Origin of the sequence: Streptomyces sp. NPDC101393, assembly GCF_044767385.1 — a bacterium.
Classification (GTDB): domain Bacteria; phylum Actinomycetota; class Actinomycetes; order Streptomycetales; family Streptomycetaceae; genus Streptomyces.
Genome location: NZ_JBIWNU010000004.1, coordinates 523,914 through 548,983, shown reverse-complemented (window position 1 = coordinate 548,983; position 25,070 = coordinate 523,914). Strand labels below are relative to the sequence as shown.

Sequence of the window (25,070 nt, the reverse complement as noted above, 5' to 3'; positions counted from 1 at the left end):
GCCCGCTTTTTGCGGGAATGACCATATTTTGTGCTGTGGTCCGACTTGCTTGGCGACGTTACCCGAGCTGTGGTCGGACTCCGAGTACCGCAGTGCCGACGCGCACATGTGTCGCCCCGGCCGTGACGGCGTCTTCGAGGTCCGCACTCATGCCTGCTGACACCATGTTGGCAGCAGGACGGGCACGGCGCAGGTCGGATGAGATTTCCATCAGTCGCTCAAAAGCCGCGAGTTGGCGGCCGGCATACACACCGGCCAGCGGCGCGACGGTCATCACGCCGTCCAGGCGCAGACCTTGGGCGTCGGCGATGACCTCGGCGAGCGCCTCGACACCGTCCGGCGCCACCCCGCCGCGCTCCCCCCGCTCGCCCGACTCGGCGTCGAGCGCGACCTGGATCAGGCAGCCCAGTTCACGTCCGGCGCGCACCGCTTCCTTGGAGAGCGCCGTCACCAGCCGGGCGCGGTCGACGGACTGAACAAGTCCGGCATAACCGGCAACGGATCGGACCTTGTTCGTCTGCAATTGACCGACGAAGTGCCAAGTAAGGGACAGATCGGCGCATTCCGCGGCCTTGGGCGCCGCATCCTGATCGCGATTTTCCGCGACATGGCGCACTCCCAGCTCCGCGAGCAGCCGGACATCGCTCGCCGGGTAGGTCTTGGTGACGACGATCAGCGTCACGTCGTCGCGCGGCCGGCCGGCCTTGGCGCAGGCGGCGGAGATCCGCTCCTCCACCCGCGCGAGATTGCCGGCCAGTTGCGTCTTGCGGTCGTCCGTCACAGTCCGGCCTCCCCCAGCCATACGTAGCTCGCGAGCCGCCCGGTTGTGCGGTCGCGGCGATAGGAGAAATGGTCCGCCGATTCGAGCGTGCAGATGTGTGAATCCTCACGGGCCTGCACGCCCGCCGCGGCGAGTTGGGCCGCGACCCCCGCGGCGACATCCACCGCCGGGGTGCCCCAGCTCGTCGTCGCGTAGGCCTCGGGCACCGCCCTGGCGACGTCGGAGCGCATCACCTCGGGGACTTCGTAGCAGCGGCCGCATACCGCGGGCCCGGTGCGGGCGATGATCCGGGACGGTGCGGCGCCGAGTTCCGTCATCGCCGCGACCGCCGCCGGCACGACTCCGGCGACCAGGCCTGGCCGGCCGGCGTGGGCTGCGGCCGCGACCCCGGCGACGGGGTCGGCGAGCAGAACCGGCGTGCAGTCCGCGGTGAGTACGGCGAGAGCGAGACCCCGGCGGGCGGTCACCACCGCGTCCACACAAGGGATGTCGTCGGTGCGCCACGGCCCGTCGACCACCGCGACGTCCTTGCCGTGGACCTGGTTCATCCAGACCACGGCGGCCGGGTCGAGGCCGAGTTCCTTGGCGGCGAGCTCGCGGTTGGTGCGTACCGCCCGCGGGTCGTCGCCGACCGCGCCGCCCATATTGAGCTGGTCATACGGAGCGGCGCTCACCCCGCCCCACCTGTCGGTGAAGGCGAAATGCGCGCCGCTCTCGTGGTGCTGTTGCCCTATCACGTGGGTTCTTCGGTCACTTCAGGAAGTCGGGGACGTCCAGCTCCTCGGCCGCGGTGTCCGAGTACGGACGGGCCGGGGGAACCTGCGGGGCGTTCGCCGGGGGCGCCGGCACCTCACCCAGCGACGAGGACTCGGCCGGGGCCGGCTCCTCGTCCCTGACCGGGACGGCGCCGAGTCCGCCGAAGGACGACGACGAGCGCGGCTCGGCCGGAACGGCCGGACGGCTCGTGGCCGGGGCGGGCTCCTCGCGCTTCGCGGACGACAGTCCGGACTGCGAGTCGCGGCGGGCCGGCGGCTGGCCGCCGTCGAAGCCCGCGGCGATGACCGTCACCCGGACCTCGTCGCCCAGCGCGTCATCGATGACCGCACCGAAGATGATGTTGGCCTCGGGGTGCGCGGCCTCGCTGACCAGTTGCGCGGCCTCGTTGATCTCGAAGAGACCGAGGTCGGAGCCACCGGAGATGGAGAGCAGCACACCGCGGGCGCCGTCGATGGACGCCTCCAGGAGTGGCGAGGAGATCGCCATTTCCGCGGCGGCCACCGCGCGGTCGTCGCCACGCGCCGACCCGATGCCCATCAGCGCCGACCCGGCCTCCGACATCACGGACTTGACGTCGGCGAAGTCGAGGTTGATCAGGCCGGGGGTGGTGATGAGATCGGTGATGCCCTGGACACCCGACAGCAGCACCTGGTCCGCCGACTTGAACGCGTCGAGCACGCTCACCTGGCGGTCCGAGATGGACAGCAGCCGGTCGTTGGGGATGACGATGAGGGTGTCGACCTCTTCGCGCAGCTGGGCGATGCCGTCCTCGGCCTGGTTGGCGCGGCGGCGGCCCTCGAAGGTGAACGGCCGGGTGACCACACCGATCGTCAGGGCACCCAGCGAGCGGGCGATGTTGGCGACGACGGGTGCGCCGCCGGTGCCGGTGCCGCCGCCCTCGCCCGCGGTCACGAAGACCATGTCGGCCCCCTTGAGGACCTCCTCGATCTCCTCGCGGTGGTCCTCGGCCGCCTTGCGACCCACATCCGGGTTGGCGCCCGCGCCGAGTCCGCGCGTCATTTCGCGGCCGACGTCGAGCTTGACGTCGGCGTCGCTCATCAGCAACGCCTGCGCATCGGTGTTGATCGCGATGAACTCGACGCCCTTGAGCCCGACCTCGATCATCCGGTTGATGGCGTTCACGCCACCGCCGCCGATGCCGACGACCTTGATGACTGCGAGGTAGTTCTGCGGTGCTGCCACGTCGAAGGCCTCTCGCCTCGAGTTACGTGTCGTCGCCTCACATTCCGTGTGGACGCCGACTGATGCCGATGGGACGGTCCGTATCGCCGACCCGAACCCTAACGTTGAAGTTTAGGGTTACCTGTGCCTGTGTTCCTTGGTTCCATAGTCCCTTTGGAACGAGACACTAAGTCGACAAGGCGCGCGCGTTCAACGAACACGCCGAACCTCCCGTTTTTCTTTTCACCCTATGTGATCACCCATAGTCGTAGCCATCCAGGGTGCTGGCCTGCGACTTCGCACGTCAACTCGCTGACACCGCAGGCGCACTGGGCACCGAGATGTCGAAGTGGCGCGCATCACGAGCCGCTTTCAGCAGTGCGGTCAGCACCTTCGCCTTCTCCGGCCCTTGTTCACCGCTGCCCCACACGACCGTGCGGCCCCCCGTCAGTTCGAGAACGACGGAGTCGTAGGAGCGTACGCGGATCTTCCGTACATCCTTGTGCACGGCCTCGGGGAGATCGCCGGCCACACGGACCGCTTCCCGTCGCAACCGGTCGAATCCGAACCGATGCAGGCTCGGAGAGTCGGATGCGGTCATTTCCAGAAGCGGAACACCCTTGGGAGCAACCGCGGCGGTGGCGAAACGGACACCCTCGGCGTCCACTTCGACAAACTTTCCGCCTGATCGCATCAGGAGTTCCGGCGTCCTTTCGGTCACTTTGAGACCGATCGTGTGCGGCCAGGATCGCACGACTTCCACCCTCTTGATGCGCGGCAGCCGCGCGCGCAGCCTCCGGGCGAGCGCGTCGGTGTCCACGGAAACCAGCGGCGCATGCATCGGGGCGCGCGCCGCGGCGGCGACCTCACCCGGTGTCAGGACTTTTGTTCCGGTGGCCCGGACGCGTTCCAGGCGCAGCCAGTTCGAGCCGTAGAGGGCCCAGACGCCGAACGCGCCGAGCAGCAGCGCGAGCGCAAGAATGATGATCAGACCGCGACGGCCCGGCGCGCGAAAGGGAATGCGCAGGCGCACCCGCGGGAATCGCCGCGCGGGGGGCGGCTTGCCGGAAAGCGGGCCGGACGGCGAGTCCTTCTGGTCCGGCCGGTTCTCCCGGCCCCTCTCGCCGCCGCGCCGGGCGGTCGTCGGTCCGGCCACGCTCTCCTGCTCTCTCTCGCCCGCTAGTTGTTCTGGGCGATCGCCTCGTAGACCATGCCGACGAGGAGCTCGTCGGCGTCCCTGCGGCCGAACTCGGAGGCCGCGCGGGACATCTCGTACAGCCGGTGGGGATCGGCCAGGACCGGGAGCACGGTGTTCTGCACCCACTCCGGGGTCAGCTGGGCGTCGTCGACCAGCAGGCCGCCGCCGGCGTTGACCAGCGGCTGGGCGTTGAGCCGCTGTTCGCCGTTGCCGATGGGCAGCGGGACGTAGGCGGCCGGGAGCCCGACGGCGGACAGTTCGGCGACGGTCATCGCGCCCGCGCGGCAGAGCATCATGTCGGCAGCGGCGTACGCGAGATCCATCCGGTCCACGTACGGTACCGGGACATACGGCGGCATCCCGGGCATGTTGTCCACGTGCGGCAGTTCGTTCTTCGGGCCGACCGCGTGCAGGACCTGGATGCCGGAGCGCTGCAGCGCGGGGACGGCGGCCTGGATGACCTCATTGAGCCGGCGTGCGCCCTGCGAACCGCCGGACACCAGCAGCGTCGGGAGGTTGGGGTCGAGGCCGAACGCGGCCCGCGCCTCGGGGCGGACCGCCGCGCGGTCGAGGGTGGCGATGGTGCGGCGCAGCGGGATCCCGACATAGCGGGCGCCGCGCAGCTTGCTCTCGGGGGTGCTGACGGCGACGAACTTGGCGTATCGCGAACCGATCTTGTTGGCCAGGCCGGGGCGGGCGTTGGCCTCGTGGACGATGATCGGCACGCCGAGCCGCTTGGCGGCCAGGTAGCCGGGCAGTGCCACATAGCCGCCGAAGCCGACGACGCAGTCGGCCTTGGTGCGCTCCAGGATCTGTTCGGCGGCCTTGATCGTGCCGCGCAGCCGCCCGGGGACGGTGATCAGTTCGGGGGTGGGCTTGCGTGGCAGCGGTACGGCGGGGATCAGGCCGAGTTCGTAACCCCGCTCAGGGACGAGCCGGGTCTCCAGTCCCTTCTCCGTGCCGAGAGCCGTGATACCCACGGTCGGGTCCTGCCTCCGCAGGGCGTCCGCGAGGGCGAGCGCGGGCTCGATGTGGCCGGCGGTCCCCCCACCGGCGAGTACGACATGCACCGAAATTCACCGCTCTCCGGACGGTCGCTTCTTGACGCGCCGTCTCATCGTCTTCCATCTCACCCCAGCCGGTTTCCTTCCGAAAACCGGCTTCCGCGTGGCCAGTGCCGCCAACGCCGCCCGTGCAGCGGGCTCGTCACGCGCGAAGGCGATCAGCAGCCCGATGGCGAACATCGTCGGAAGCAGCGCGGAGCCTCCGTAGGAGAACAGCGGGAGCGGGACACCGGCGATCGGCAACAGGCCGAGCACCGCACCGATGTTGATCACGGCCTGCGCCGTGATCCAGGTGGTCACGCCTCCCGCGGCATACCTGACGAAGGGATCCTCCGTACGTCCGGCCACGCGGATACCCGCATAGCCTAGAGCCGCGAAGAGGGCGAGCACCGACAGCGTCCCCGCCAGACCCAGTTCCTCCCCGGTGATGGCGAAGATGAAGTCGGTGTGCGGTTCAGGGAGTTCACCCCATTTTTCCATACTCGCGCCCAGCCCGGAACCGAAGAATCCGCCGGACGCCAGGGCATAAATGCCGTGTACGGCCTGCCAGCACTGATCCCCGGGGCCCGGATCGGTGGCGCCGATGCAGGCGAGCCGGGACATCCGGTTGGCGCTGGTCTTGATCAGCAGCGCCCCGATCACCCCGGCGGCCGCGAGCACGCCCACGAACAGCCGGGTGGGCGCTCCGGCCAGCCAGAGCAAGCCGAAGAGGATGGCCGTGAGAATGATCGCGGTACCCATGTCGCCGCCGAGCATGATCAGCCCGAGCAGCAGGAAGGCGACCGGGATGAGCGGCACCAGCAGATGCTTCCACTGGGCCAGCAGCTTCTTGTCCTGTTTGCGGGCGAGCAGGTCGGCGCCCCACAGGACGAGCGCGAGTTTGCCGAACTCGCTCGGTTGCATCTGGAAAGGACCGCCGAGGTTGATCCAGTTCTGGTTGCCGTTGACCGCGACCCCTATCCCGGGCACCTGCACCAGGATCATGAGGAAGACGGAGCCGGCGAGCAGCGGATAGGCCATCGCACGGTGCAGCTTGACGCGCATCCGGGACGCGACCAGAAGCAGTCCGCCACCGAGGACGGCGGCGAGCAGCTGCTTGCGGAAGAAGAACGTCGGGGCGAGGCCGGACTGCAGGGCCTTGATCTGGGAGGCGGAGTAGACCATCACCAGCCCCAGGACGGTGATGAGGAGGCTGCCCCCGAGGATCAGGTAGTAGGCCGTCAGCGGCCGGTCCCAGGCCCGTTTCGCCTGTGCGTAGAGCCGCCGCGGTCCACCCCGTGTACGCGGAGCGCGCGGCGGGCGCACCAGGGAGGTCCGGCGTGCCGGACGCGGTGGGGCCGACTTCGCCGATCGGGCCGTCATCCTCGTCCCCTCCACAGGTGCGCTCGGCGCCGGTTCCCGGCGACAGCGGGGAGAAGCGGTCTAGCGATCCCGTGCGGTCAGCTCGCCGACCGCGTCGGCGAAGGCGTCGCCCCGCTTGTTGTAGTTCACGAACATGTCCATCGAGGCACAGGCCGGGGCCAGCAGGACCGTGTCGCCGGGCTCGGCCAGGCGGGCTGCTTCCCGAACCGCCTCGGGCATCGCCCCAGTGTCGGTCCGGTCGAGGTCGACCACCGGGACATCCGGGGCGTGTCGCGCCAGGGCTTCGCGAATCAGCGCGCGGTCGGCGCCGATCAGCACCACACCGCGCAGCCGCGCCGCGGACTTCGTCACCAGCTCGTCGAAGGTCGCTCCCTTGGCGAGGCCGCCGGCGATCCACACGATGTGCTCGTACGCCGCCAACGACGCCTCGGCGGCGTGGGTGTTGGTGGCCTTGGAGTCGTCGATGTAGCTGACGCCGTCGACGTCCGCGATGTGCTGGATGCGGTGCGCGTCGGGGTGGAAGGCACGCAGTCCGTCGCGTACCGCCGTGGGGCGCACGCCGAAGGCGCGGGCGAGGGCGGCCGCCGCAAGGGCGTTGGCGATGTTGTGCGGGGCCGGCGGCGTGACGTCGGCGACCTCGGCCAGCTCCTGCGCCTGCTGCTGCCGGTTCTCGACGAAGGCACGGTCGACGAGGATGCCCTCGACGACGCCGAGTTGGGAGGGGCCAGGGGTGCCGAGGGTGAAGCCGATCGCACGGCAGCCCTCCTCGACGTCCGCCGACCGCACCAGGTCCTCGGTCGCCTTGTCGGCGACGTTGTAGACGCAGGCGACGGTGTTGCCCTCGTAGATCCGGCCCTTGTCGGCGGCGTACGCCTCCATGGAGCCGTGCCAGTCGAGGTGGTCGGGTGCGAGGTTGAGGACGGTCGCGGAGTGGGCGCGCACGGAGGGCGCCCAGTGCAGTTGGTAGCTGGAGAGTTCCACGGCGAGGACGTCGTACGGCCGGTCCGTGCTCTCACCGAGCACGACGTCGACCAGCGGCACGCCGATGTTGCCGACGGCGGCGGTGCGCAGCCCTTCGGCCTCCAGGATCGCGGCGAGCATCCGGACGGTGGTGGTCTTGCCGTTGGTGCCGGTGACGGCGAGCCAGGGCGCGGAGTCGGGCCCGCGCAGCCGCCAGGCCAGCTCGACATCGCCCCATACGGGGACGCCGGCCGCTTCGGCCGCGACGAAGAGCGGGCTGGTGGGCTTCCAGCCGGGGGTGGTGACGACGAGTTCGGTGCCCTCGGGCAGGGTGTCGCCGTCGCCGAGCCGGACCGTGACGCCCAGCGGCTCCAGTTCGGCGGCCTGCGCGCGCGGCCGCTCACCGTCAATGCCGTTGACGACGGTGACGGTGGCGCCGAGGCCGGCCAGGGCGCGGGCGGCGGGTACGCCGCTCACGCCGAGGCCGGCGACGGTGATGCGCATACCGGCGAATTCCTCGGGGGCCCGCGGGTCGTACGCGGTCACTTGGCGGCCTGCCAGCCGCCGTAGAAGATGCCGAGTCCGACGATCACGCACATGCCCTGGATGATCCAGAATCTGACCACCACCAGCACTTCGCTCCAGCCCTTCAGTTCGAAGTGATGCTGAAGTGGCGCCATGCGGAAGACACGCTTGCCGGTGAGGCGGAAGGACCCGACCTGGATCACCACGGACATGGTGATGAGGACGAAGAGGCCGCCGAGGACGGCCATCAGCATCTCGGTGCGGGAGCAGATCGCCAGACCGGCCAGCGCGCCGCCCAGGGCCAGCGAGCCGGTGTCACCCATGAAGATCTTGGCGGGCGAGGTGTTCCACCACAGGAAGCCGAAGCAGGCACCCATCAGGGCCGATGCGACGACCGCGAGGTCGAGCGGATCCCTGACCTCGTAACAACCGGGCCCGGCGGTGATCTGGTTGGCGCACGACTCCTGGTACTGCCAGATGCCGATGAAGGTGTAGGCGCCGAAGACCATCACCGAGGCGCCGGTCGCGAGACCGTCGAGACCGTCGGTGAGGTTCACGCCGTTGGACATCGCCAGGATCATGAACAGCGCCCAGATCACGAAGATCACCGGGCCGACCTGCCAGCCGAAGTCCTGGGTGAAGGACAGCCGGTCGGATGCCGGGGTCTGTCCGCGCAGGTCGGCGAACTGCAGCGAGAGCACCGCGAAGGTGATGCCGACGATCAGCTGGCCGGCCATCTTCGCCTTGGCCCGCAGGCCGAGCGAACGCTGCTTGACGATCTTGATGTAGTCGTCGAGGAACCCGACCAGGCCCATGCCCGCCATCAGGAACAGCACCAGCACACCGGAGAAGGTGGGGTCGCTGCTCGTGATGACCTTGGTCAGCGCGTACGCGATGATCGTGGCCAGGATGAAGGCGATACCACCCATGGTGGGCGTACCGCGCTTGCTGTGGTGGTCCCGCGGCCCGTCGTCGCGGATGAACTGCCCGTAGCCCTTTTTGGCCAGCAGCTTGATCAGTACCGGAGTGCCGATCAAGGTCAGGAAGAGCCCGATCATTCCGGAGAAGAGGATCTGCTTCATCGAGTTCATCGGGACGCGGCTCCGCCCTCGGCGAGGGGTACGCTCTCGCCGTCCAGCAATGCCGCGGCGACCCGTTCAAGCCCCACTGACCTGGACGCCTTCACCAGCACGACGTCTCCCGGTCGCAGCTCGCTGCGCAACAGGTCGATCGCCGCCCGCGCGTCGGACACGTGCACCGACTCCTCACCCCACGAACCCTCGTTATAAGCGCCCATTCGCAGCCAGGCCGCTTCCCTGCCGCCGACTGCCACGAGCTTGCTGACGTTGAGCCGGACGGCGAGCCGCCCGACCGCGTCGTGTTCGGCGAGTGCGTCCTCGCCCAGCTCGGCCATCTCACCGAGCACCGCCCACGTACGACCGCCCTCCGCCTTGCCGGCTGCGCCCATCGCGACCAGCGCGCGCAGCGCCGCTCGTGTGGACTCGGGATTCGCGTTGTAGGCGTCGTTGACGACCGTCACGCCGTCCGCGCGCTCGGTGACCTCCATCCGCCAGCGGGAGAGCGTGCCGGCTTCGGAGAGCGCGGTGGCGATCTCGTCCACGGGCATGCCCAACTCATGGGCGACGGCGGCCGCGGCGAGCGCGTTCGACACGTGGTGCTCACCGTACAGCCGCATGGTCACATCGCTGCACCCGGAGGGTGTGTGAAGCGTGAAGGCAGGCTGACCTTGGGGGCTGAGATGGACATTCTCGGCACGGATGTCGGCGTTCGCGGCCTCGCCGAACAGGACGGTACGGGCCTTGGTCCGCACGGCCATGGTGCGTACGTAGGGGTCGTCGGCGTTGAGGACGGCGATGCCGCCGTCGTCGGCGGCCGGCAGTGCCTCGACGAGTTCGCCCTTTGCCTGCGCGATCTGCTCACGGCCGCCGAACTCGCCGATGTGCGCGGTGCCGACGTTCAGCACCACACCGATCCGGGGCGGGGTCAGCCCGGCGAGGTAACGGATGTGCCCGACGCCGCGGGCGCCCATCTCCAGGACGAGATGGCGGGTGCCGGCGTCGGCGCGCAGCGCGGTCAGCGGCAGCCCGATCTCGTTGTTGAGGTTGCCCTCAGGCCACACGGTCGGGCCGTGCCGCTGCAGGAGTTGGGCGATCAGGTCCTTGGTGCTGGTCTTGCCGGCCGAGCCGGTGAGGCCGACGACGGTGGTGCCCAGGCGCTCGACGACGGCGCGGGCGAGGGCCCCGAGCGCGGCGACGACGTCGTGGACCACGATCGCGGGAACGCCGAGGGGCCGGGCGGCCAGTACGGCCACCGCGCCCGCCTCGACGGCTGTGACGGCGTAGTCGTGGCCGTCGACGCGTTCACCGGCGAAGGCCACGAAGAGGCCGCCGGGGCGTACGGCGCGGGAGTCCGTCACGACCGGGCCGGTGACCTGGAGGCCGTCATCCGGTATGTCGTGCTGCTGCCCGCCGACGATGCTCGCGATCTCGGCGAGGGACAGGGAGATCACAGGTCACCCCCGGCGAGGGGCAGGAGGTGCCAACGGAAGGGTTGTGCGCGCATGGCGGTGTGTCATCCCTGGTGGTTCGGCTGCGGTGACTTCAAGGAAGCCTCGATGGCCTCGCGCAGGACCTGGCGGTCGTCGAAGGGGCGTACCACTCCGGCGATGTCCTGGCCCTGCTCGTGGCCCTTGCCCGCGACGATCACGGTGTCGCCCGGCTCCGCGCGGGCGACGGCGGCGGCGATGGCGGCGGCCCGCTCCTCCTCGACCAGCACCGTGCCGCGCTCGTGGATGGGCACCTCGGCGGCGCCCGCGAGCATGGTGGCGAGGATCGAGAGCGGGTCCTCGTTACGGGGATTGTCGGAGGTCAGCACGGCGGTGTCGGCGAGTCGGGCGACCGCGGATCCCATCGGGACGCGCTTGTGCGGGTCGCGGTCGCCGCCGCAGCCGAGGACCGCGTGCAGCTTGCCGTCGGTGACCTTGCGCAGCGCGCGCAGCACCGATTCGACGGCGTCGGTCTTGTGCGCGTAGTCGACGACGGCGAGGTAGGGCTGGCCCGCGTCGATGCGCTCCAGGCGGCCGGGGACACCGGGGACGGCGGCGACGCCGTCGGCCGCCGTCTGCGGGTCGATGCCCGCGACGACGAGCGAGGTGATGGCGGCGAGCGCGTTGGCGACGTTGAACGGTCCGGCGATCGGCGAGGCGGCGCGCAGCCGCTCGCCGGCCGGGCCGTGCACGGTGAAGGTGGAGCCCAGGGCTCCGACCTCGACGTCCGCGGCGCGCCAGTCGGCGTCCGGGTGGCCCTCGGCGGAGAAGGTGGTGACCGGGACCTCGGACTCGCCCGCGGCCAGCCGCTTGCCGTATTCGTCGTCGAGATTGACGACGCCGGCGCGGCTGCGGGCCTTGGTGAAGAGCCGGGCCTTGGCCTGGAAGTAGTCCTCCATGCCGGAGTGGAACTCCATGTGCTCCGGGCTGAGGTTGTTGAAGATCGCGACGTCGAAGACGCAGCCGTCCACCCGGCCGAGGACCAGCGCGTGGCTGGAGACCTCCATGGCGACCGCGCGGACTCCGCGCTCGCGCATCACCGCGAACAGCGCCTGCAGGTCGGTGGCCTCGGGGGTGGTGCGCTCGGACTTGATGCGCTCACCGCCGATCCGGGTCTCGACGGTGCCGATCAGGCCGGTCAGCGAACCGTCGCCCTTCGCGGCGGCGGCACGCAGCCCGCCCTCGATGAGGTACGCGGTGGTGGTCTTGCCGGAGGTGCCGGTGATGCCGATCTGGAGGAGGTCGGCGCCCGGGGTCCCGTAGATCGAGACGGCCAGCGCACCCATCCGGGCGCGCGGATTCTCGACGACGAGGACCGGCAGGCCGGTCTCCGCGGCGCGTTCGCTGCCCGAGGGGTCGGTCAGGATCGCGGCGGCGCCGAGGTCGGCGGCCTGGGCGACGAAATCCGCGCCGTGCAGACGGGCACCCGGCAGCGCCGCGTAGACGTCACCGGGGCGGACCGCCCGGGAGTCGTGGGTGATGCCGGTGACCGCGACGGGCTGGGCGGCGCCGCCCGCACCGGGGGACGCGCCCTCGGTGGGAGCCTGGATACCCAGCTGCTCGGCGAGGTCCGCCAGGGGGGTGGGGCGGACCCGCTCGGGGCGCGGCGCTCCCGGATATTTGCCGGGGCCGCCCTTCTCAGCGTTCTGGGCCTTGGGGGACTGATCAGCGTGTGACACGGCGGTGAGCGTACCGGGCACCACAGGCCCGGGGCGAAGTGAGGGCCGTGCGGAGGAACAGTTCCCGGTGTCGGGAGTACCGTCCGGCGCGCTGTCGGGAGTGATCGTCGTCACGGCGGTATTGCCTCGATTTCATTCGCCTGGCTTGAAGGAGACCGGAAGTCGGGGGGACTGGGTGCCGGTCGGCGGGACCTGGAGGGTTTTCAACGCGAACTCCATGACCTGCTGGTAGATCGGCCCGCAGATCTGGCCGCCGAAATAGCTGCCTTTGGTGGGGTTCTGGACGGCGCAGTAGACGGTGATGCGGGGCTTGTCGGCGGGCGCGAATCCGGCGAAGGAGGCCGTGTAGCCGTGGTACCTGCCGGTCTGCGGGTCCACCCGGTTGGAGGTGCCGGTCTTGCCGCCGACGCGGTACCCGTCGATCTTCGCCTTCGCGCCGGTGCCTTCCTCGTCGTCGATCACCGATTCCAGCATGGTGGCGAGGGTTGCGGCGGTCTTCGGGCTGACGACGCGGTTCCGCTCGGGCTTGGGCGACGGGACGTAGCGGCCGTCGGGGCCGGTGGTGCCGCGCACCAGGGAGGGGGCGATGCGCTCGCCGCCGTTGGCGATCGTGGAATAGACGGAGGCGGCCTGGACGGCGTTCAGGGAGAGCCCCTGGCCGAAGGGGATCGTGTACTGCTGCGAGGTGTTCCAGTCCTTCGGCTTGGCCAGCAGCCCTGCCGTCTCACCCGGGAAGCCGAGCCCGGTGGGCTTTCCGATCCCGAATTTCCGCAGGTAGGAGTAGAGGACCTGGTTGGCCTGCGGCTGGGTCTTGCCGAGCTGCCCGGTCGCCAGGATGGTGCCGATGTTGCTGGACTTGGCGAGCACGCCGTTGAGGGTGAGATGCCAGGTGGCGTGGTCGATGTCGTCGGCGAACAGCCGGTCGCCGCGGTGCAGCCGGTTGGGCACGGTGACCCGGGTGGCGGGGGTCGCCACGCCCTCCTCCAGGACGGCGGCCATCGACATCAGCTTGCTGGTGGAGCCGGGCTCGAAGGCGTCGGAGAGCGCGGCGTTGCCCAGCGCGTCCGCGTCGGCCTTGGAGATGTCGTTGGGGTCGAAGCCGGGCGAATTGGCGAGCGCCAGGATCTGGCCCGTCCGGGTGTCCTGGACGACGACGTAGCCGCGGTCCGCCCTGGACTTCGCGACCTGCTTGCTGATGGCCTGCTGGGCCGCCCACTGGATGTCCCGGTCGAGGGTCAGCTCGACGTCGGTGCCGGGGACGGCGGGGTGTTCCTGGGTGTCGGCGGTGGGGACCCGTCGGCCGCCGGACTGCGCGTAGACGAGCTTGCCGTCCTTGCCGGCGAGAGGCTTGTCGAGACGCGCCTCCAGGCCGCCGGCGCCCTTGCCCTCACTGTTGACGAAGCCGAGGACCCCCGAGGCGAGGTCCTTGTTCGGGTAGACCCGCTTGCTGTGCTTGTCGGCGAAGATCCCGACCAGGACGTTCGGGCGGGGGGCGCGCTTGGGGGCGGCGGCCGCCTTGGCGTCGAGCCCCTGGCGGAGGTCCTTGATCTGCTTCCAGACCTGCGGGGTCTGCTGGCGGGAGAGGAGTACGTAGCGGGCCTTGGGCTTGGCGAGCTTCCCGGCGAGGGTGGCCCGGTCCTCGTCGAGGATCGGCGCGAGCAGCGCCGCGGCCTGCTGCGGAGCGTCGTCGATCTTGGTCTTGCCGGGCGCCAGCAGGCTCGGGTCGGCGGTGATGTCGTACGCGTCGACGGTGGTCGCCAGGTCGACGCCGCCGCGGTCGGTGATGGCGCCGCGCTCGGCCGCCAGCTTGACCGGCACATAGCGGTTCTCGTTGGCCTTGGCGGCGACCGTCGAGGCATCCACGGCCTGCACCTGGAAGAGCCGTACGACGAAGACCAGCATGATCAGCGTGAGCGCGAGGGACACCAGCCGCAGCCGGGGGCGCGGGCTGCCCAGGCGGAGCGCGGCGGGGGGCTGCCTGCGGGCGCCGGGGCCGTGCGCGGTGCGGCCGGCCGCGGGGCGCGGTCCGCCGCCGCGGGCCGGGGGCGGTACCCGCCTGCGGGGGTCCCTGGGCCCGGTCATGCCGCGTTCTCCGGGGCGTGCGCGGGGGCGGTGGGACGCGTCACGGGGTCACCTGCCGGCGGTCGTCGGGGTGGGGGCGGGCGGACTGCCGGGCGCGGGCCGTGCGGGGCCCGCCGGGGAGGCGGGGGTGTGCGGAGCGGCGGAGGGAGCGGGAGCGGGGGTGTGCGGTGCCGGGGAGGCCGCGGCCCGCGGAGTCCCCGGCGAGGCCGACGGGCCCGGCGCCTTCGGCGTGGCCGGCGCGCTCGGCGCCGCGGGCGGGGGCAGGAGTGACGGGCCGGCGGGGGCGCTCAGCGACGACGGTTCGGCCGTGGCCTCGCTCGGGCGGCCGCGGACCGTACCGTCCGGCAGCAGGAACGCCGGGTTGCCGCCCGGGACCATCCCCAGCTGGCGGGCGCGGCGTTCGAGCGCGCCGGGGGCCGAGAAGGTGTCCACGTCCTGCTGCAGCGCCTGCTGCTCGTCCTTCAGCTCGCCGGTCTTCCGCTCCAGTCTGCTGAGTTCGAACGAGCCCTGGTTGAGGGCGGAGTTGAGCAGCAGCAGGGTGATGAGTCCGGAGCCGAGCAGCACGACGACCAGCAGCACGAAGGGCGTGCGCGCCGCGGTGCCCGCTCCGGAGGGGAAGAGCGCGGCCAGGCGTCCCGCCCCGCCGCGCACCTTCCCCTTGGCCTTCACGCGATGTCCTCGCGGATGCGCTCGGCGCCGCGCAGCCGGGCGGGGGCGGCGCGCCGGTTCTCGGCGACCTCCTCCTCCGTGGGCAGCTCGGCGCCCCGGGTGAGCAGCTTCAGCCGCGGCTGGTACTGCTCGGGGACGACCGGCAGCCCGGCCGGTGCGGTGTTGGCGGCGCCGGCCGCGAAGACCTGCTTGACGAGGCGGTCCTCCAGCGACTGGTAGGACAGCACGGCGATCCGGCCGCCGACCGCCAGCGACTTCACGGCGGCCGGAATGGCCCGCTCCACACTGGCCAGCTCGCCGTTGACCTCGATGCGCAGCGCCTGGAACGTGCGCTTGGCGGGGTTGCCGCCGGTGCGCTTGGCGGCCTGCGGCAGCGCGTCCCGGATCAGTTCGACCAGCCGGGCACTGTTGCTGAACGGCTGCTGCACCCGCTCGCGCACGACCGCCTCGACGATCCGCTTGGCCTGCTTCTCCTCGCCGTAGGCGCGCAGGATCCGGACGAGTTCACCGGGTGCGTAGGTGTTGAGGACGTCCGCGGCGCTGATGCCGGTCGTCTGGTCCATCCGCATGTCCAGCGGGGCGTCCTGGGCGTACGCGAAGCCGCGGTCGGCCTCGTCGAGCTGCATGGAGGAGACGCCGAGGTCGAACAGCACGCCCTGGACGCGCGGCAGCCCGAGCCGGTCGAGGACGCCGGGGAGCTCGTCGTAGACGGCGTGCACCAGGGTGGCGCGCTCGCCGTACGGCGCCAGTCGCTCGCCCGCGAGCTTCAGGGCGGACGGGTCGCGGTCGAGGCCGACGAGCCGGGCCGCGGGGAACGTGGCGAGCAGTGCCTCGCTGTGCCCCCCGAGGCCGAGCGTGCAGTCGACGACGGTCGCGCCGGGTTCGGCGAGGGCGGGGGCGAGCATGTCCAGGCAGCGCTGGAGCATGACGGGGACGTGGCGGGTGTTGTTGCTCATGCGCCCTCCCCGCTTCGCTCGGCGGGCCTGCCGTGGCAGAGCGCGCACCTCTTTCCGATTCGCTCGCTGCGCTCGCTCATATGCCTTCCGATGGGATGGTCGGCAGGTGGGTCCCCGGCCGTTGGCTGGGGGATGCCGCACGTACCGCTTGGTCCCCGCCCGCTCTGAAGGGGAAGTGGTCATCCGGCGACGGGGAAGTGCCGTCGGAAGACCGTGGAGCGGGAGGAGGCCGAGCCGTACGTACGGACGCGCACGCGGATTCGGGATCCAAGGAGAGCTTCACGCCTCCCACTTCGCGCCACTTTAGTCCACCGCCCGCCCCGGTCAATCAACCGGTTCCGCGCGTCCCGCGACGGCTTTCGCGGGGCCTTCTCACCCGGACGGCGGCGGCCCGGATGCCCTTGTGGAGTACCTCACAAGGAGTGATGTTGCCCCCTATGCCCGTCCTCACATGCAGCCGGACGGGCCGTCGACGATTAAGTTGAATCCATGTCCATACCTGCGTCGCAGCCGCTGCCCCCGTCCGCTGACAGCGCCGCCGTCCCCTCCGGCGGCACGGTCACTGACCGTCTCGTGGCGGCGAACGAGCAATACGCCGCCGCCTTCACCGACCCCGGGATGGATGCCCGGCCCGTCCTCCAGGTCGCCGTCGTGGCCTGTATGGACGCCCGGATCGATCTGCACGACGCGCTGGGCCTGGAGCTGGGCGACTGCCACACCATCCGCAACGCGGGCGGCGTGGTCACCGACGACATCATCCGGTCGCTGACGATCAGCCAGCGCGCGCTCGGCACCCGCTCGGTCGTGCTCATCCACCACACCAACTGCGGGCTGCTCAGCCTGACCGAGGATTTCCGCCACGAGCTGGCGGCCGAGGTCGGACAGCGGCCCACCTGGGCGGTCGAGGCGTTCAAGGACCTCGACGAGGACGTCCGCCAGTCCATGCAGCGGGTACGCACCTCGCCCTTCCTGCTCCACACCGACGACGTCCGCGGATTCGTCTTCGACGTGACGACGGGGCTGCTGCGGGAGATCGACCCGCAGAGCTGACACACCGGCGGGCCCCCGGGCCCGCCACCGTGCCCGCCCCGGCAGCTCCGCCGCGGCGGGATGCGGTATCCCCCTCTTCGCCCGGACCCGAAGGTGGCCGGGATCTTTCCCCCGCGGCCACCGGACCCGGCAGGACATAACGGCACCAGATATCCACAGGCCATGACGCGAAGCCGCGCGGGCGGCAAGAATGCGTGGTGGGCGTTGTTCCGGCCGAGGCCGGAGAGCGTTCACTTTCGGGGTGGGCCGGGTCCGTACTCAGGGCATCGGCCTCAAGAACGGGCCGAGGAGGGCCGAGTGACGACGTATGACGAACGAGCGAGCCTCAGCGATCTGACCACCACAGCGGAGCGGGTTCACCGGTCGGTTGAGGGCGTGATCGAGGGCAAGCCGGAGGTCGTACGGCTCTCGCTGACCGTGCTGCTGGCCGAGGGACACCTGCTCATCGAGGATGTGCCGGGCGTGGGCAAGACGATGCTCGCCAAGGCCCTGGCCCGCTCCATCGACTGCTCGGTGCGGCGCATCCAGTTCACCCCCGACCTGCTGCCGTCGGACATCACCGGCGTCAGCGTCTTCGACCAGCAGCGCCGGGACTTCGAGTTCAAGCCCGGCGCGATCTTCGCCCAGATCGTGATCGGCGACGAGATCAACCGCGCCTCGCCCAAGACCCAGTCGGCGCTCCTGGAGTCCATGGAGGAGCGCCAGGTCACCATGGACGGCCAGACCTACGAGCTGCCCAGCCCCTTCATGGTCGTCGCCACCCAGAATCCGGTCGAGATGGAGGGCACCTACCCCCTCCCCGAGGCGCAGCGGGACCGCTTCATGGCCCGGGTCTCGATCGGCTATCCGAGTCCGGCCGCCGAACTGCAGATGCTGGACGTGCACGGCGGCGCCTCCCCGCTGGACGACCTCCAGCCGGTCGCGCACGCCCACGAGATCGTCAAGCTGATCGACGCGGTGCGTACGGTCCATGTCGCCGAAGCGGTCCGCAGATATGCCGTGGACCTGGTGGTGGCCACCCGCAGCCACCCCGATCTGCGGCTGGGCGCCTCCCCGCGGGCGACGCTGCACCTGCTGCGGGCCGCGAAGGCCGCCGCGGCCCTGGCCGGCCGGGAGTACGCGCTGCCCGACGATGTGCAGTCGCTGGCCGTCGCGGTGCTCGCGCACCGGCTGCTGCCCACCGCCCAGGCCCAGTTGAACCGTCGCACCGCCGAGCAGGTCGTGCTGGAGATCCTTCGGCGCACCCCCGTCCCGGACCCGTCGGCGCAGCGGCACGGCCGCGGCCAGCAGCCGCCCGGCATCCGGGGGTTGTGATGTCCGGCGGGGGGAGTCCGGGGCCACCGCAGCGTGACGGACTGCGGACGGCCCTCGGCGGCCTGACGACGCGCGGCAGGTCCTTTCTCGCCGCCGGCCTGGCCGCGGCGGCCTGCTCGTATCTCCTGGGGCAGGCCGATCTGCTGCGGGTCGGACTGCTGCTGGCCGCGCTGCCGCTGGTCTGCGTCCTCGTCCTGCACCGCACCCGCTACCGCGTCGCCGGCAGCCGCACCCTCTCCCCCGCCCGTGTGCCGGCGACCGCCGAGTCCCGAGTCCGGCTGCGGGTCGAGAACGTCTCCCGGATGCCCACCGGACTGCTGATGCTCCAGGACCGGGTGCCATACGTCCTCGGGGCACGACCGCGTTTCGTCCTGGACCGGATCGAGGCGGGCGGCAGCCGCGAGGTGTCCTACCGCGTCCGCTCCGACCTGCGCGGACGCTATCCGCTGGGGCCGCTGGAGCTGCGCCTTTCCGACCCCTTCGGGATGTGCGAGCTGACCCGCTCCTTCAGCACCTTCGACACCCTGACGGTGGTGCCGCGGGTCGAGTCGCTGCCGCCGATCCGGCCGGCCGGCGAGGCCTCCGGATACGGCGACGGGCGGCACCGCTCCCTGGCACTGGCCGGGGAGGACGACGTCATCCCGCGCGGCTACCGCCATGGCGACGACCTGCGCCGCGTCCACTGGCGGTCCACCGCGCGCCACGGCGAGCTGATGGTCCGCAGGGAGGAGCAGCCGCAGAAGGCGCGCTGCACCGTGCTGCTCGACACCCGCGCCACCGCCCACCAGGGAAGCGGCCCCGACTCCGCCTTCGAATGGGCGGTCACGGCCGCCGCGTCGGTGGCGGTGCATCTGCTGGAGCGGGGGTTCTCGGTGCGGCTGCTGACCGACACGGGCAGCTCGGTGCCCGGCCCGGACGGTGCCGGCGGTTTCGCCGGCGGCGCCGAATCCGCCGGTGCCGCCGGCCTGCTGCTGGACACCCTCGCCGTGGTGGAGCACTCCGACGAGGAGGGCCTCTCCTCGGCGTACGACGTGCTGCGCGGGGGCAACGAAGGACTGCTGATCGGCTTCTTCGGCGATCTGGACGACGAGCAGGCGGCGGTCGCCGGGCGGATGCGGCAGCGCAGCGGCGCCGCGGTCGCCTTCGTCCTGGACGGCGACGCCTGGACCCGCGGCCCCGGCGGCATCAGATTCTCCGGCGGCGAGGTGCCGCTCGCCGACCGGCTGCGGATGCTGCGCGAGGCGGGCTGGACGGCGCTGCCGGTGAAGCCCGGCGCGATGTTCGCCGACCTCTGGCGCTCGGCTGACCGCGCCCTGGTCCGCGAGGACCGGCCGCTGCGGCCCGGGGCCGCCGCGGCCCCGACGGCACCGGGAGCAGGATCGTGAGCGGGCGGGCGCGGCTGGCACTGTGCGCGGCGGTGGCGAGCCTGAGCGCGGCCTGCGCACTGCTCCCGCTGGTGGACCCCTTCACCTGGCTGCTGGAGGCGGCCGTCCTGCTGGGCATCGTGTCCGGGGTCGGGGCGCTGACCCGCCGGGTGCCGCTGGCCCGGCCGCTGACCCTCGCCGCCCAGGCACTGACCTGCGTTCTCCTGCTGACCCTGCTCTTCACCCGCGGGCAGGCGGTGGCCGGTCTGCTGCCCGGCCCGGATGCCCTCACCCAGTTCGGCCGGCTGCTGCAGGACGGCGTCCAGGACGTCGGGCGGTACGCCATCCCGGCCCCCGTGACCCCCGGAATCCGGCTGCTGCTGGTCGGCGGGGTGCTGGTGATCGGCCTCGTCGTGGACGCGCTCGCGGTCACCTACCGCAGCGCCGCGCCCGCCGGGCTGCCGCTGCTCGCGCTGTATTCGGTGGCGGCCGGGCTGTCCCAGGGGGGCGCCGGCTGGCTGTGGTTCCTGATCGCGGCGGCCGGCTATCTGCTGCTGCTCCTCGCCGAGGGCCGCGACCGGCTCTCCCGGTGGGGCAGGGTGTTCGGCGGCGGCGCTCCCGCCGGTCCGGGCGGCGCGGCGGGAGCAGGGTTCGCAGGGGCCGCCCTGGCCCCGGTCCGTACGGGCCGCAGGATCGGCGCGCTGGCGCTGGGGATCGCCCTGGTGGTGCCCGCGGTACTGCCCTCGCTGGGCGGCGGGCTGCTCGGCCCGGCCGGCGGCGGTGCGGGGCCCGGGGGCGCCGGCGGCACGATCTCCGCGGTGAACCCCCTGGTCTCGCTGCAGAACAGCCTGAACCAGCCCGCGGACAAGGAAGTGCTGAACTACCGCACGACGTCCCGCGACGCCGGCGACATGTATCTCCGGATCGTCGCCCTGGACCAGTTCGACGGCAGCGCCTGGAAGCCGTCGGAACGTACCGTCGTGGACGTCCCCGACCAGCTGCCCGGCCCGCCCGGCCTCGGCTCCGGCGTGGACACCACCCGGGTGAACACCTCCGTCTCCACCGCCAAGTGGTACGCCCAGAACTGGCTGCCGCTCCCCTACCCCGCGTCCAAGGTGGACATCGCCGGCCGCTGGCGCTTCGAGCCCAAGGGCCGCACGCTCGTCGGCGACCGCGGCCAGAACACCCGCGGCGTGCAATACCAGGTCGAGAGCCTCCAGGTACGGCCCACCGCCCAGCAGTTGGCCGTCGCCCCGCCGCCCCCCGCACAGCTGCAGCGCGAGTACACCAAGGTGCCGGATTCCCTGCCGCGGGTGGTGCGCAGCACCGCGCGGAAGGTCACCCACGGCGCCAAGGACTCCTACGAGAAGGCCGTCAAACTGCAGGACTGGTTCGCCTTCAACGGCGGCTTCAGCTACAACACCGAGGTCCGGGCGGGCAGCGGCTCCGAGGCGATCTCACGCTTCCTGGTGCAGAAGGAGGGCTTCTGCGTCCACTTCTCGTTCTCGATGGCGGCGATGGCCCGGACCCTGGGCATCCCCGCCCGGGTCGCGGTCGGCTTCACCCCCGGCACCAAGCAGGTGGACGGCACCACATCGGTCGGCCTCAAGGACGCACATGCCTGGCCCGAGCTGTACTTCCAGGGCATCGGCTGGACCCGCTTCGAGCCGACCCCGAGCCGCGGCAGCGTCCCGGACTACAGCTACCCCGACAGTCCGGAGCCCGAGGACCCCGGTGCCCCCTCACAGGAGCCGAGCCAGTCCTCGGAGTCGCCGGGCGGCTCGTCCGGTGACCCGACCTGCCCGCCCGGCCAGGAATCCGCGCAGCGGGGCTCGGTCTGCGGGACGGTGAGCATCGAGGCGGGCGGCCGCCCACCGGACGACGGCGCCCCTGGATGGGCCGTGGCCGGCATCTCGCTGGCCGCGCTGCTCGTCCTGCTGCTGCCCGCCGTCCCGCTGCTGTGGCGCCTCCGTGCACGGTCCCGGCGGCTGGCGGGCGGCGGGCCCGACGCGGACATCACAGCGATCACCATGGCCGCCTGGCGGGAGCTGCTCGACACCGCCTGGGACCACGGCATCCTGCCGGACGAGTCCCTCACGCCGCGCAAGGCGGCCGCACGTCTGGTCCGCGTCGGGGAACTGCCGCAGGAGGCCGCCGACGCCGCCCAGCGGGTGGCAGCAGCGGTCGAGCAGGTGCTGTACGCACCGCAACCGCAGCCGGCGGCCGGTCTCGTGGCCGACGTGGCGCGGGTACGGGCCGGGCTGGACGCGCGGGCGAGCGGCCGGCAGCGGCTGCGCGCGCGGCTCGCCCCGCGCTCCTCGGTCCGCCTGCTGTGGGCTCTGGCCGCCCGCTGGACGGCACTCACCACCCGCTGCGCCACCAGCCGCCCGGTCGTCGCGGCCCGGCGTGCCGCCGCAGCGTTCCGGCCCGGGCGGCAGCGGGCCTGAGCGCGGCCCGGGGCGGGAACGCTCCGGCGGCACGGACGGGCCCGCCCGCTCTGCCGGGCCCGTCCCGGCGGCGTGGGCGGCCCCGTCCCGGCGGCGTCCCGGCGGCGTGGGCGGGCGCGTCCCGGCGGCGTCCCGGCGGCGTGGGCGGGCCCGTCCCGGCAAAGTGACCCAGCACGGCACGGCATCATCCCCGGCATCGGGATCGGACTCGGGATCGGGATCCGGATCGGGATCGGGAAAGACTGAAACGGGCGGGCGGTCCCGGAATCCGAGAGCGAAAACGACCGCCGGAACGGCTCGAAGGCGAATCCCGACACGCATCATGCGGAAGCGGAAAAGCCCGGCGCGGAATGCCACCAGCGGAATGCCGTCCGCAGAACGCGGAGCCGGAACGCATCGAGCCCGCCAAGAGAGAGTCCGTCGTGCGGAGAACTCCACACGGAAAACTCTCTCGCGGCGGGCTCTGCGGAACTCTCCGGGGAGAGCCGCGAAAACCTGGCGAGAAGGGAACGACGAGCCGTGAGGCCTGGTGAAGGCCGGAGGGCTCAGTGGCCCTGTTCGTCCCGGCGACGCTGCCAACGATCCTCGATGCGGTTCATCATCGAGCGCCGTTGTCGGGCCTGGCGGCGCTCGGGTGCACCGGCGGTGCCTCCGGGGCCCGCTGCGGCCTGTTGTTCACCAGGTTTGGGGGCCTTACGCCATCCGGTGACCGCCAGTACCGCGCAGCCGAGCATGACGAGGAAACCCACCACGCTGATCCAGATCTGCTGCGCGACCATTCCGGCCATGAGCAGGGCGATACCCACCAGGAAGCCCGCGACCGCTTGGTAGACCCGTCGCCGGGTGTACGTACGCAGCCCGCTTCCCTCAAGCGCTGTCGCGAACTTGGGATCTTCGGCGTACAGCGCTCGCTCCATTTGCTCGAGCATGCGCTGCTCGTGCTCCGAGAGCGGCACGGAGTCCTCCTACTCGTCGGTCGCGGGGGCGACCGGGTGCGACCCTTTCAGGATAGGCAGGGAATCGCCCCCGTGAAACCCGCCCCTCTACGCCAGTTCACAGTCCGGGCCGCCACGGCGGCTGGTGGTGATGCTGCCTGCATTCCCCACCCGCCTATCCGTCATGCCGGAACGTCGTACCCCGATCATACGGGGAGAAGGGGCTGATCGGGTGGCCTGTGGCCGACTGCACGCGGTAGTCGTGCCGCTCGCGTGGGTCAGTCGCGCTCGGCGAGGACGTGCAGCTGGGTGGCGACGGCATGGAAGGCGGGCTGCTCGGCGGCCGCCGCCTCCAGCTTCAGCAGCGCTTCCATGGCACCCGGCTCGGTGTCGACGAGCACGCCGGGGACCAGGTCGGCGAAGACCCGCACGCCGTGCACCGCGCCGACCGTCAAGCCGGTGAGGGAGACCAGCGCGGTGAGCTGGTCGGCGGTGAAGCGGCGCGGGACCGGATCGCCGTCGCCCCAGCGTCCGGCGGGGTCGGTGAGGGCCTGGCGGGCCTCGTTGAAGTGGCCGGCGAGGGCGCGGGCGAGGACGGCGCCGCCCAGGCCCGCGGCGAGCAGGCTGAGGGTGCCGGCCGGACGCAGGGCGTCGACGGCGTTGCGGACGCCCTCGGCGGGGTCGTCGACGTACTCCAGCACGCCGTGGCAGAGCACCGCGTCATAGCCGCCGCGCTCGACGACGTCGAACAGGCCGTGGGCGTCACCCTGGACGGCGCGCACCCGGTCGGCGACACCGGCCTCGGCGGCCCGGCGCTCCAGGGCGAAGAGGGCGTTGGGGCTGGGGTCGACGACCGTGACGCGGTGACCGAGGCGGGCCACCGGGACGGCGAAGTTGCCGGTGCCCCCTCCGGTGTCGAGGACATCCAGGGCGTCGCGCCCGGCGGCCTTGACCCGGCGGTCCAGGGCGTCCTTGAGGACCTCCCAGACCACGGCGGTACGAAGGGATGCGCGCGGGCGCAGCGGGTCAGACACGGCGGGTGGCTCCTCGGCGGGGGCATGAACGTCTAGGCGTCCACCACCCTATTGCGTCCCGGACCCTCCGCCGCCTGCGGCGCCGCCCCACGCCGAGGGCACCGCCCACGGAGACGGCACGGTTACCGAACGTTGCCGGGCGGGGTGGGGCGAGGCCTGGTGGGGGCGGCGGGGGTGGGGCGAGGGCGAGGCGGGGGCGAGGCGGGCCGTGGTGGGGCCCGCACGCTTCCCTCCCTGCTCTCCCCCCGCCCCCGCCCCACCCCCACCCCCTCTCCGTCACCCTGCAGCCAGGCTCGCCACGGTCGCCACAGCCACCACGGCCGCCCCGCTCACCCCCTCCCCCCACTCACGGCCACGCACCGAGCGCGGCCGCCGCCCCCGCCCTCGGGCACAGCCACCGCCGGGCACGGCGTCACCGCTCACGGCCGCCCGCAGGGCTCGTGACCGCCCCTGGGCACGGTCGCGCGCCCCGCTCGCCGCGACCTCCGGATCACCGCCCCGTCAGCCCGTCCGCCCGTCAGCCCGTCCGCTGCGGCGGCAGGGAGGGCTGGAGGAGCAGCATGCGCTCCACCAGGCGCAGGAACATGGCGGCGTCCCTGAGCAGATCGTCGGCGTCGAGGCGGGTGGCCGCGCCGGCTATGCCGGCCTCCGCCCTGGCCCTGCGGGTGGCGCCGGAGGCGAACAGCGCGCTCCATTCGGCGAGTTCGGGAGCGACCTCGGGGAGGACCTCCCAGGCGCTGCGGATACTTGCCCTGCGGCTCCGGCGCGGGGAGGGCCCCGGCCTGCGGCGCGCGGCGGCCTCGGGCCCGCCCCGGACGGCGAGCACCGCCGCCGCAGTGCGCAGGGCGGCGAGATGGGCCGTGGCGAACTGTTCGTTGGGGGTTTCCAGCGTCCGCGCTTCCGCGAGGCCCTCCTGGGCCTGGGCGAGCAGGGCGAGGGCGGCGGGTGGCGCGGCCGTCCGCCGCAGGACGGGGTGGACATCACTCGGGGGACCGTACGCAGCGGAGCTGCCCGCTGTGGGACGAGCTGCCATGACGAACCTCCAGTCGTCGTATACCGGTTCGGGACCGTATGGACCCCATCGTGAGGTACACCACTGACAATCGGCGCTGACCTGCTCTTTCG

General features: G+C 71.9%; 20 protein-coding genes. 4 read left to right on the top strand and 16 right to left on the bottom strand.

Translation table 11 applies throughout. The features are described 5' to 3' along the window. Positions 1-58: 58 nt before the first annotated feature. The 13 genes from ACIRQ7_RS15895 to rsmH all read right to left on the bottom strand — a co-directional run bounded on the left by ACIRQ7_RS15895 (position 59) and on the right by rsmH (position 15,801). Positions 59-802 carry a YggS family pyridoxal phosphate-dependent enzyme gene (locus ACIRQ7_RS15895; RefSeq protein WP_404262879.1) on the bottom strand — a complete coding sequence of 248 codons (744 nt, stop codon included), beginning with the start codon at positions 800-802 and terminating at the stop codon, positions 59-61. Then, positions 778-1,518: a peptidoglycan editing factor PgeF gene (pgeF, locus tag ACIRQ7_RS15890; protein ID WP_404262878.1), complete on the bottom strand. Its 741-nt coding sequence runs from the start codon at positions 1,516-1,518 to the stop codon at positions 778-780. The genes ACIRQ7_RS15895 and pgeF overlap by 25 nt, the downstream gene beginning before the upstream one ends. Positions 1,519-1,531: 13 nt before the next feature. Beyond that, a complete protein-coding gene (ftsZ, locus tag ACIRQ7_RS15885) occupies positions 1,532-2,761 on the bottom strand; it encodes a cell division protein FtsZ (protein WP_404262876.1) in 1,230 nt (409 codons plus the stop codon). Positions 2,762-3,044: 283 nt separating this feature from the next. Next, the gene (locus tag ACIRQ7_RS15880) at positions 3,045-3,896 is read right to left on the bottom strand and encodes a cell division protein FtsQ/DivIB (RefSeq protein ID WP_404262874.1); all 852 of its coding nucleotides are present in this window, start codon (positions 3,894-3,896) and stop codon (positions 3,045-3,047) included. A 23-nt stretch (positions 3,897-3,919) separates the two neighbouring features. Further along, entirely contained in the window at positions 3,920-5,008 is a 1,089-nt protein-coding gene (murG, locus tag ACIRQ7_RS15875) for an undecaprenyldiphospho-muramoylpentapeptide beta-N-acetylglucosaminyltransferase (RefSeq protein WP_401475882.1), read from the bottom strand. 6 nt (positions 5,009-5,014) lie between these two features. Next, a complete protein-coding gene (gene ftsW / locus ACIRQ7_RS15870) occupies positions 5,015-6,364 on the bottom strand; it encodes a putative lipid II flippase FtsW (RefSeq protein WP_404262872.1) in 1,350 nt (449 codons plus the stop codon). A gap of 60 nt (positions 6,365-6,424) precedes the next feature. Next, positions 6,425-7,828, bottom strand: coding sequence for a UDP-N-acetylmuramoyl-L-alanine--D-glutamate ligase (gene murD / locus ACIRQ7_RS15865; RefSeq protein ID WP_404263146.1), 1,404 nt, complete (start codon positions 7,826-7,828; stop codon positions 6,425-6,427). A gap of 38 nt (positions 7,829-7,866) precedes the next feature. Next, entirely contained in the window at positions 7,867-8,931 is a 1,065-nt protein-coding gene (mraY, locus tag ACIRQ7_RS15860) for a phospho-N-acetylmuramoyl-pentapeptide-transferase (RefSeq protein WP_401476389.1), read from the bottom strand. Positions 8,932-8,936: 5 nt separating this feature from the next. Further along, entirely contained in the window at positions 8,937-10,379 is a 1,443-nt protein-coding gene (gene murF, locus ACIRQ7_RS15855; protein WP_404262870.1) for a UDP-N-acetylmuramoyl-tripeptide--D-alanyl-D-alanine ligase, read from the bottom strand. Positions 10,380-10,441: 62 nt separating this feature from the next. Continuing rightward, entirely contained in the window at positions 10,442-12,208 is a 1,767-nt protein-coding gene (locus tag ACIRQ7_RS15850; protein WP_401475891.1) for a UDP-N-acetylmuramoyl-L-alanyl-D-glutamate--2,6-diaminopimelate ligase, read from the bottom strand. An 18-nt stretch (positions 12,209-12,226) separates the two neighbouring features. After that, positions 12,227-14,176, bottom strand: coding sequence for a peptidoglycan D,D-transpeptidase FtsI family protein (locus ACIRQ7_RS15845; RefSeq protein WP_404262868.1), 1,950 nt, complete (start codon positions 14,174-14,176; stop codon positions 12,227-12,229). Positions 14,177-14,224: 48 nt separating this feature from the next. Next, entirely contained in the window at positions 14,225-14,845 is a 621-nt protein-coding gene (locus tag ACIRQ7_RS15840; RefSeq protein WP_404262866.1) for a septum formation initiator family protein, read from the bottom strand. After that, a complete protein-coding gene (gene rsmH / locus ACIRQ7_RS15835) occupies positions 14,842-15,801 on the bottom strand; it encodes a 16S rRNA (cytosine(1402)-N(4))-methyltransferase RsmH (RefSeq protein ID WP_404262864.1) in 960 nt (319 codons plus the stop codon). Before rsmH ends, ACIRQ7_RS15840 begins: the two co-directional genes overlap by 4 nt. Positions 15,802-16,290: 489 nt before the next feature. On the opposite strand from rsmH, the gene ACIRQ7_RS15830 reads away from it, so the two are divergent. The 4 genes from ACIRQ7_RS15830 to ACIRQ7_RS15815 all read left to right on the top strand — a co-directional run bounded on the left by ACIRQ7_RS15830 (position 16,291) and on the right by ACIRQ7_RS15815 (position 21,976). Further along, positions 16,291-16,851, top strand: a complete 561-nt coding sequence (locus ACIRQ7_RS15830) for a beta-class carbonic anhydrase (RefSeq protein WP_404262863.1) — start codon at positions 16,291-16,293, stop codon at positions 16,849-16,851. A 297-nt stretch (positions 16,852-17,148) separates the two neighbouring features. Beyond that, positions 17,149-18,165 carry an AAA family ATPase gene (locus ACIRQ7_RS15825; RefSeq protein WP_401475905.1) on the top strand — a complete coding sequence of 339 codons (1,017 nt, stop codon included), beginning with the start codon at positions 17,149-17,151 and terminating at the stop codon, positions 18,163-18,165. Then, positions 18,165-19,550, top strand: a complete 1,386-nt coding sequence (locus ACIRQ7_RS15820; protein ID WP_404262861.1) for a DUF58 domain-containing protein — start codon at positions 18,165-18,167, stop codon at positions 19,548-19,550. The genes ACIRQ7_RS15825 and ACIRQ7_RS15820 overlap by 1 nt, the downstream gene beginning before the upstream one ends. Then, complete coding sequence (locus tag ACIRQ7_RS15815; RefSeq protein ID WP_404262859.1) at positions 19,547-21,976, top strand: transglutaminaseTgpA domain-containing protein; 2,430 nt, start codon at positions 19,547-19,549, stop codon at positions 21,974-21,976. The genes ACIRQ7_RS15820 and ACIRQ7_RS15815 overlap by 4 nt, the downstream gene beginning before the upstream one ends. Before the next feature lie 545 nt (positions 21,977-22,521). On the opposite strand, the gene ACIRQ7_RS15810 is transcribed toward ACIRQ7_RS15815, so the two are convergent. The 3 genes from ACIRQ7_RS15810 to ACIRQ7_RS15800 all read right to left on the bottom strand — a co-directional run bounded on the left by ACIRQ7_RS15810 (position 22,522) and on the right by ACIRQ7_RS15800 (position 24,978). Then, positions 22,522-22,932, bottom strand: a complete 411-nt coding sequence (locus ACIRQ7_RS15810) for a DUF3040 domain-containing protein (protein ID WP_401475914.1) — start codon at positions 22,930-22,932, stop codon at positions 22,522-22,524. 257 nt (positions 22,933-23,189) lie between these two features. Beyond that, the gene (locus tag ACIRQ7_RS15805; protein ID WP_401475917.1) at positions 23,190-23,945 is read right to left on the bottom strand and encodes a class I SAM-dependent methyltransferase; all 756 of its coding nucleotides are present in this window, start codon (positions 23,943-23,945) and stop codon (positions 23,190-23,192) included. A 517-nt stretch (positions 23,946-24,462) separates the two neighbouring features. Beyond that, positions 24,463-24,978 carry an SAV_6107 family HEPN domain-containing protein gene (locus tag ACIRQ7_RS15800; RefSeq protein WP_404262857.1) on the bottom strand — a complete coding sequence of 172 codons (516 nt, stop codon included), beginning with the start codon at positions 24,976-24,978 and terminating at the stop codon, positions 24,463-24,465. Positions 24,979-25,070 lie beyond the last annotated feature (92 nt).

Bases quoted from the DNA above. Each gene is read 5' to 3' on its own strand.
- ftsW (WP_404262872.1), bottom strand. From the start codon at position 6,364: ATGACGGCCCGATCGGCGAAGTCGGCCCCACCGCGTCCGGCACGCCGG.
- murD (WP_404263146.1), bottom strand. From the start codon at position 7,828: ATGCGCATCACCGTCGCCGGCCTCGGCGTGAGCGGCGTACCCGCCGCC.
- ACIRQ7_RS15830 (WP_404262863.1), top strand. From the start codon at position 16,291: ATGTCCATACCTGCGTCGCAGCCGCTGCCCCCGTCCGCTGACAGCGCC.
- ACIRQ7_RS15820 (WP_404262861.1), top strand. From the start codon at position 18,165: ATGTCCGGCGGGGGGAGTCCGGGGCCACCGCAGCGTGACGGACTGCGG.
- ACIRQ7_RS15800 (WP_404262857.1), bottom strand. From the start codon at position 24,978: ATGGCAGCTCGTCCCACAGCGGGCAGCTCCGCTGCGTACGGTCCCCCG.
- mraY (WP_401476389.1), bottom strand. From the start codon at position 8,931: ATGAAGCAGATCCTCTTCTCCGGAATGATCGGGCTCTTCCTGACCTTG.
- ACIRQ7_RS15845 (WP_404262868.1), bottom strand. From the start codon at position 14,176: ATGACCGGGCCCAGGGACCCCCGCAGGCGGGTACCGCCCCCGGCCCGC.
- rsmH (WP_404262864.1), bottom strand. From the start codon at position 15,801: ATGAGCAACAACACCCGCCACGTCCCCGTCATGCTCCAGCGCTGCCTG.
- ACIRQ7_RS15895 (WP_404262879.1), bottom strand. From the start codon at position 802: ATGGCTGGGGGAGGCCGGACTGTGACGGACGACCGCAAGACGCAACTG.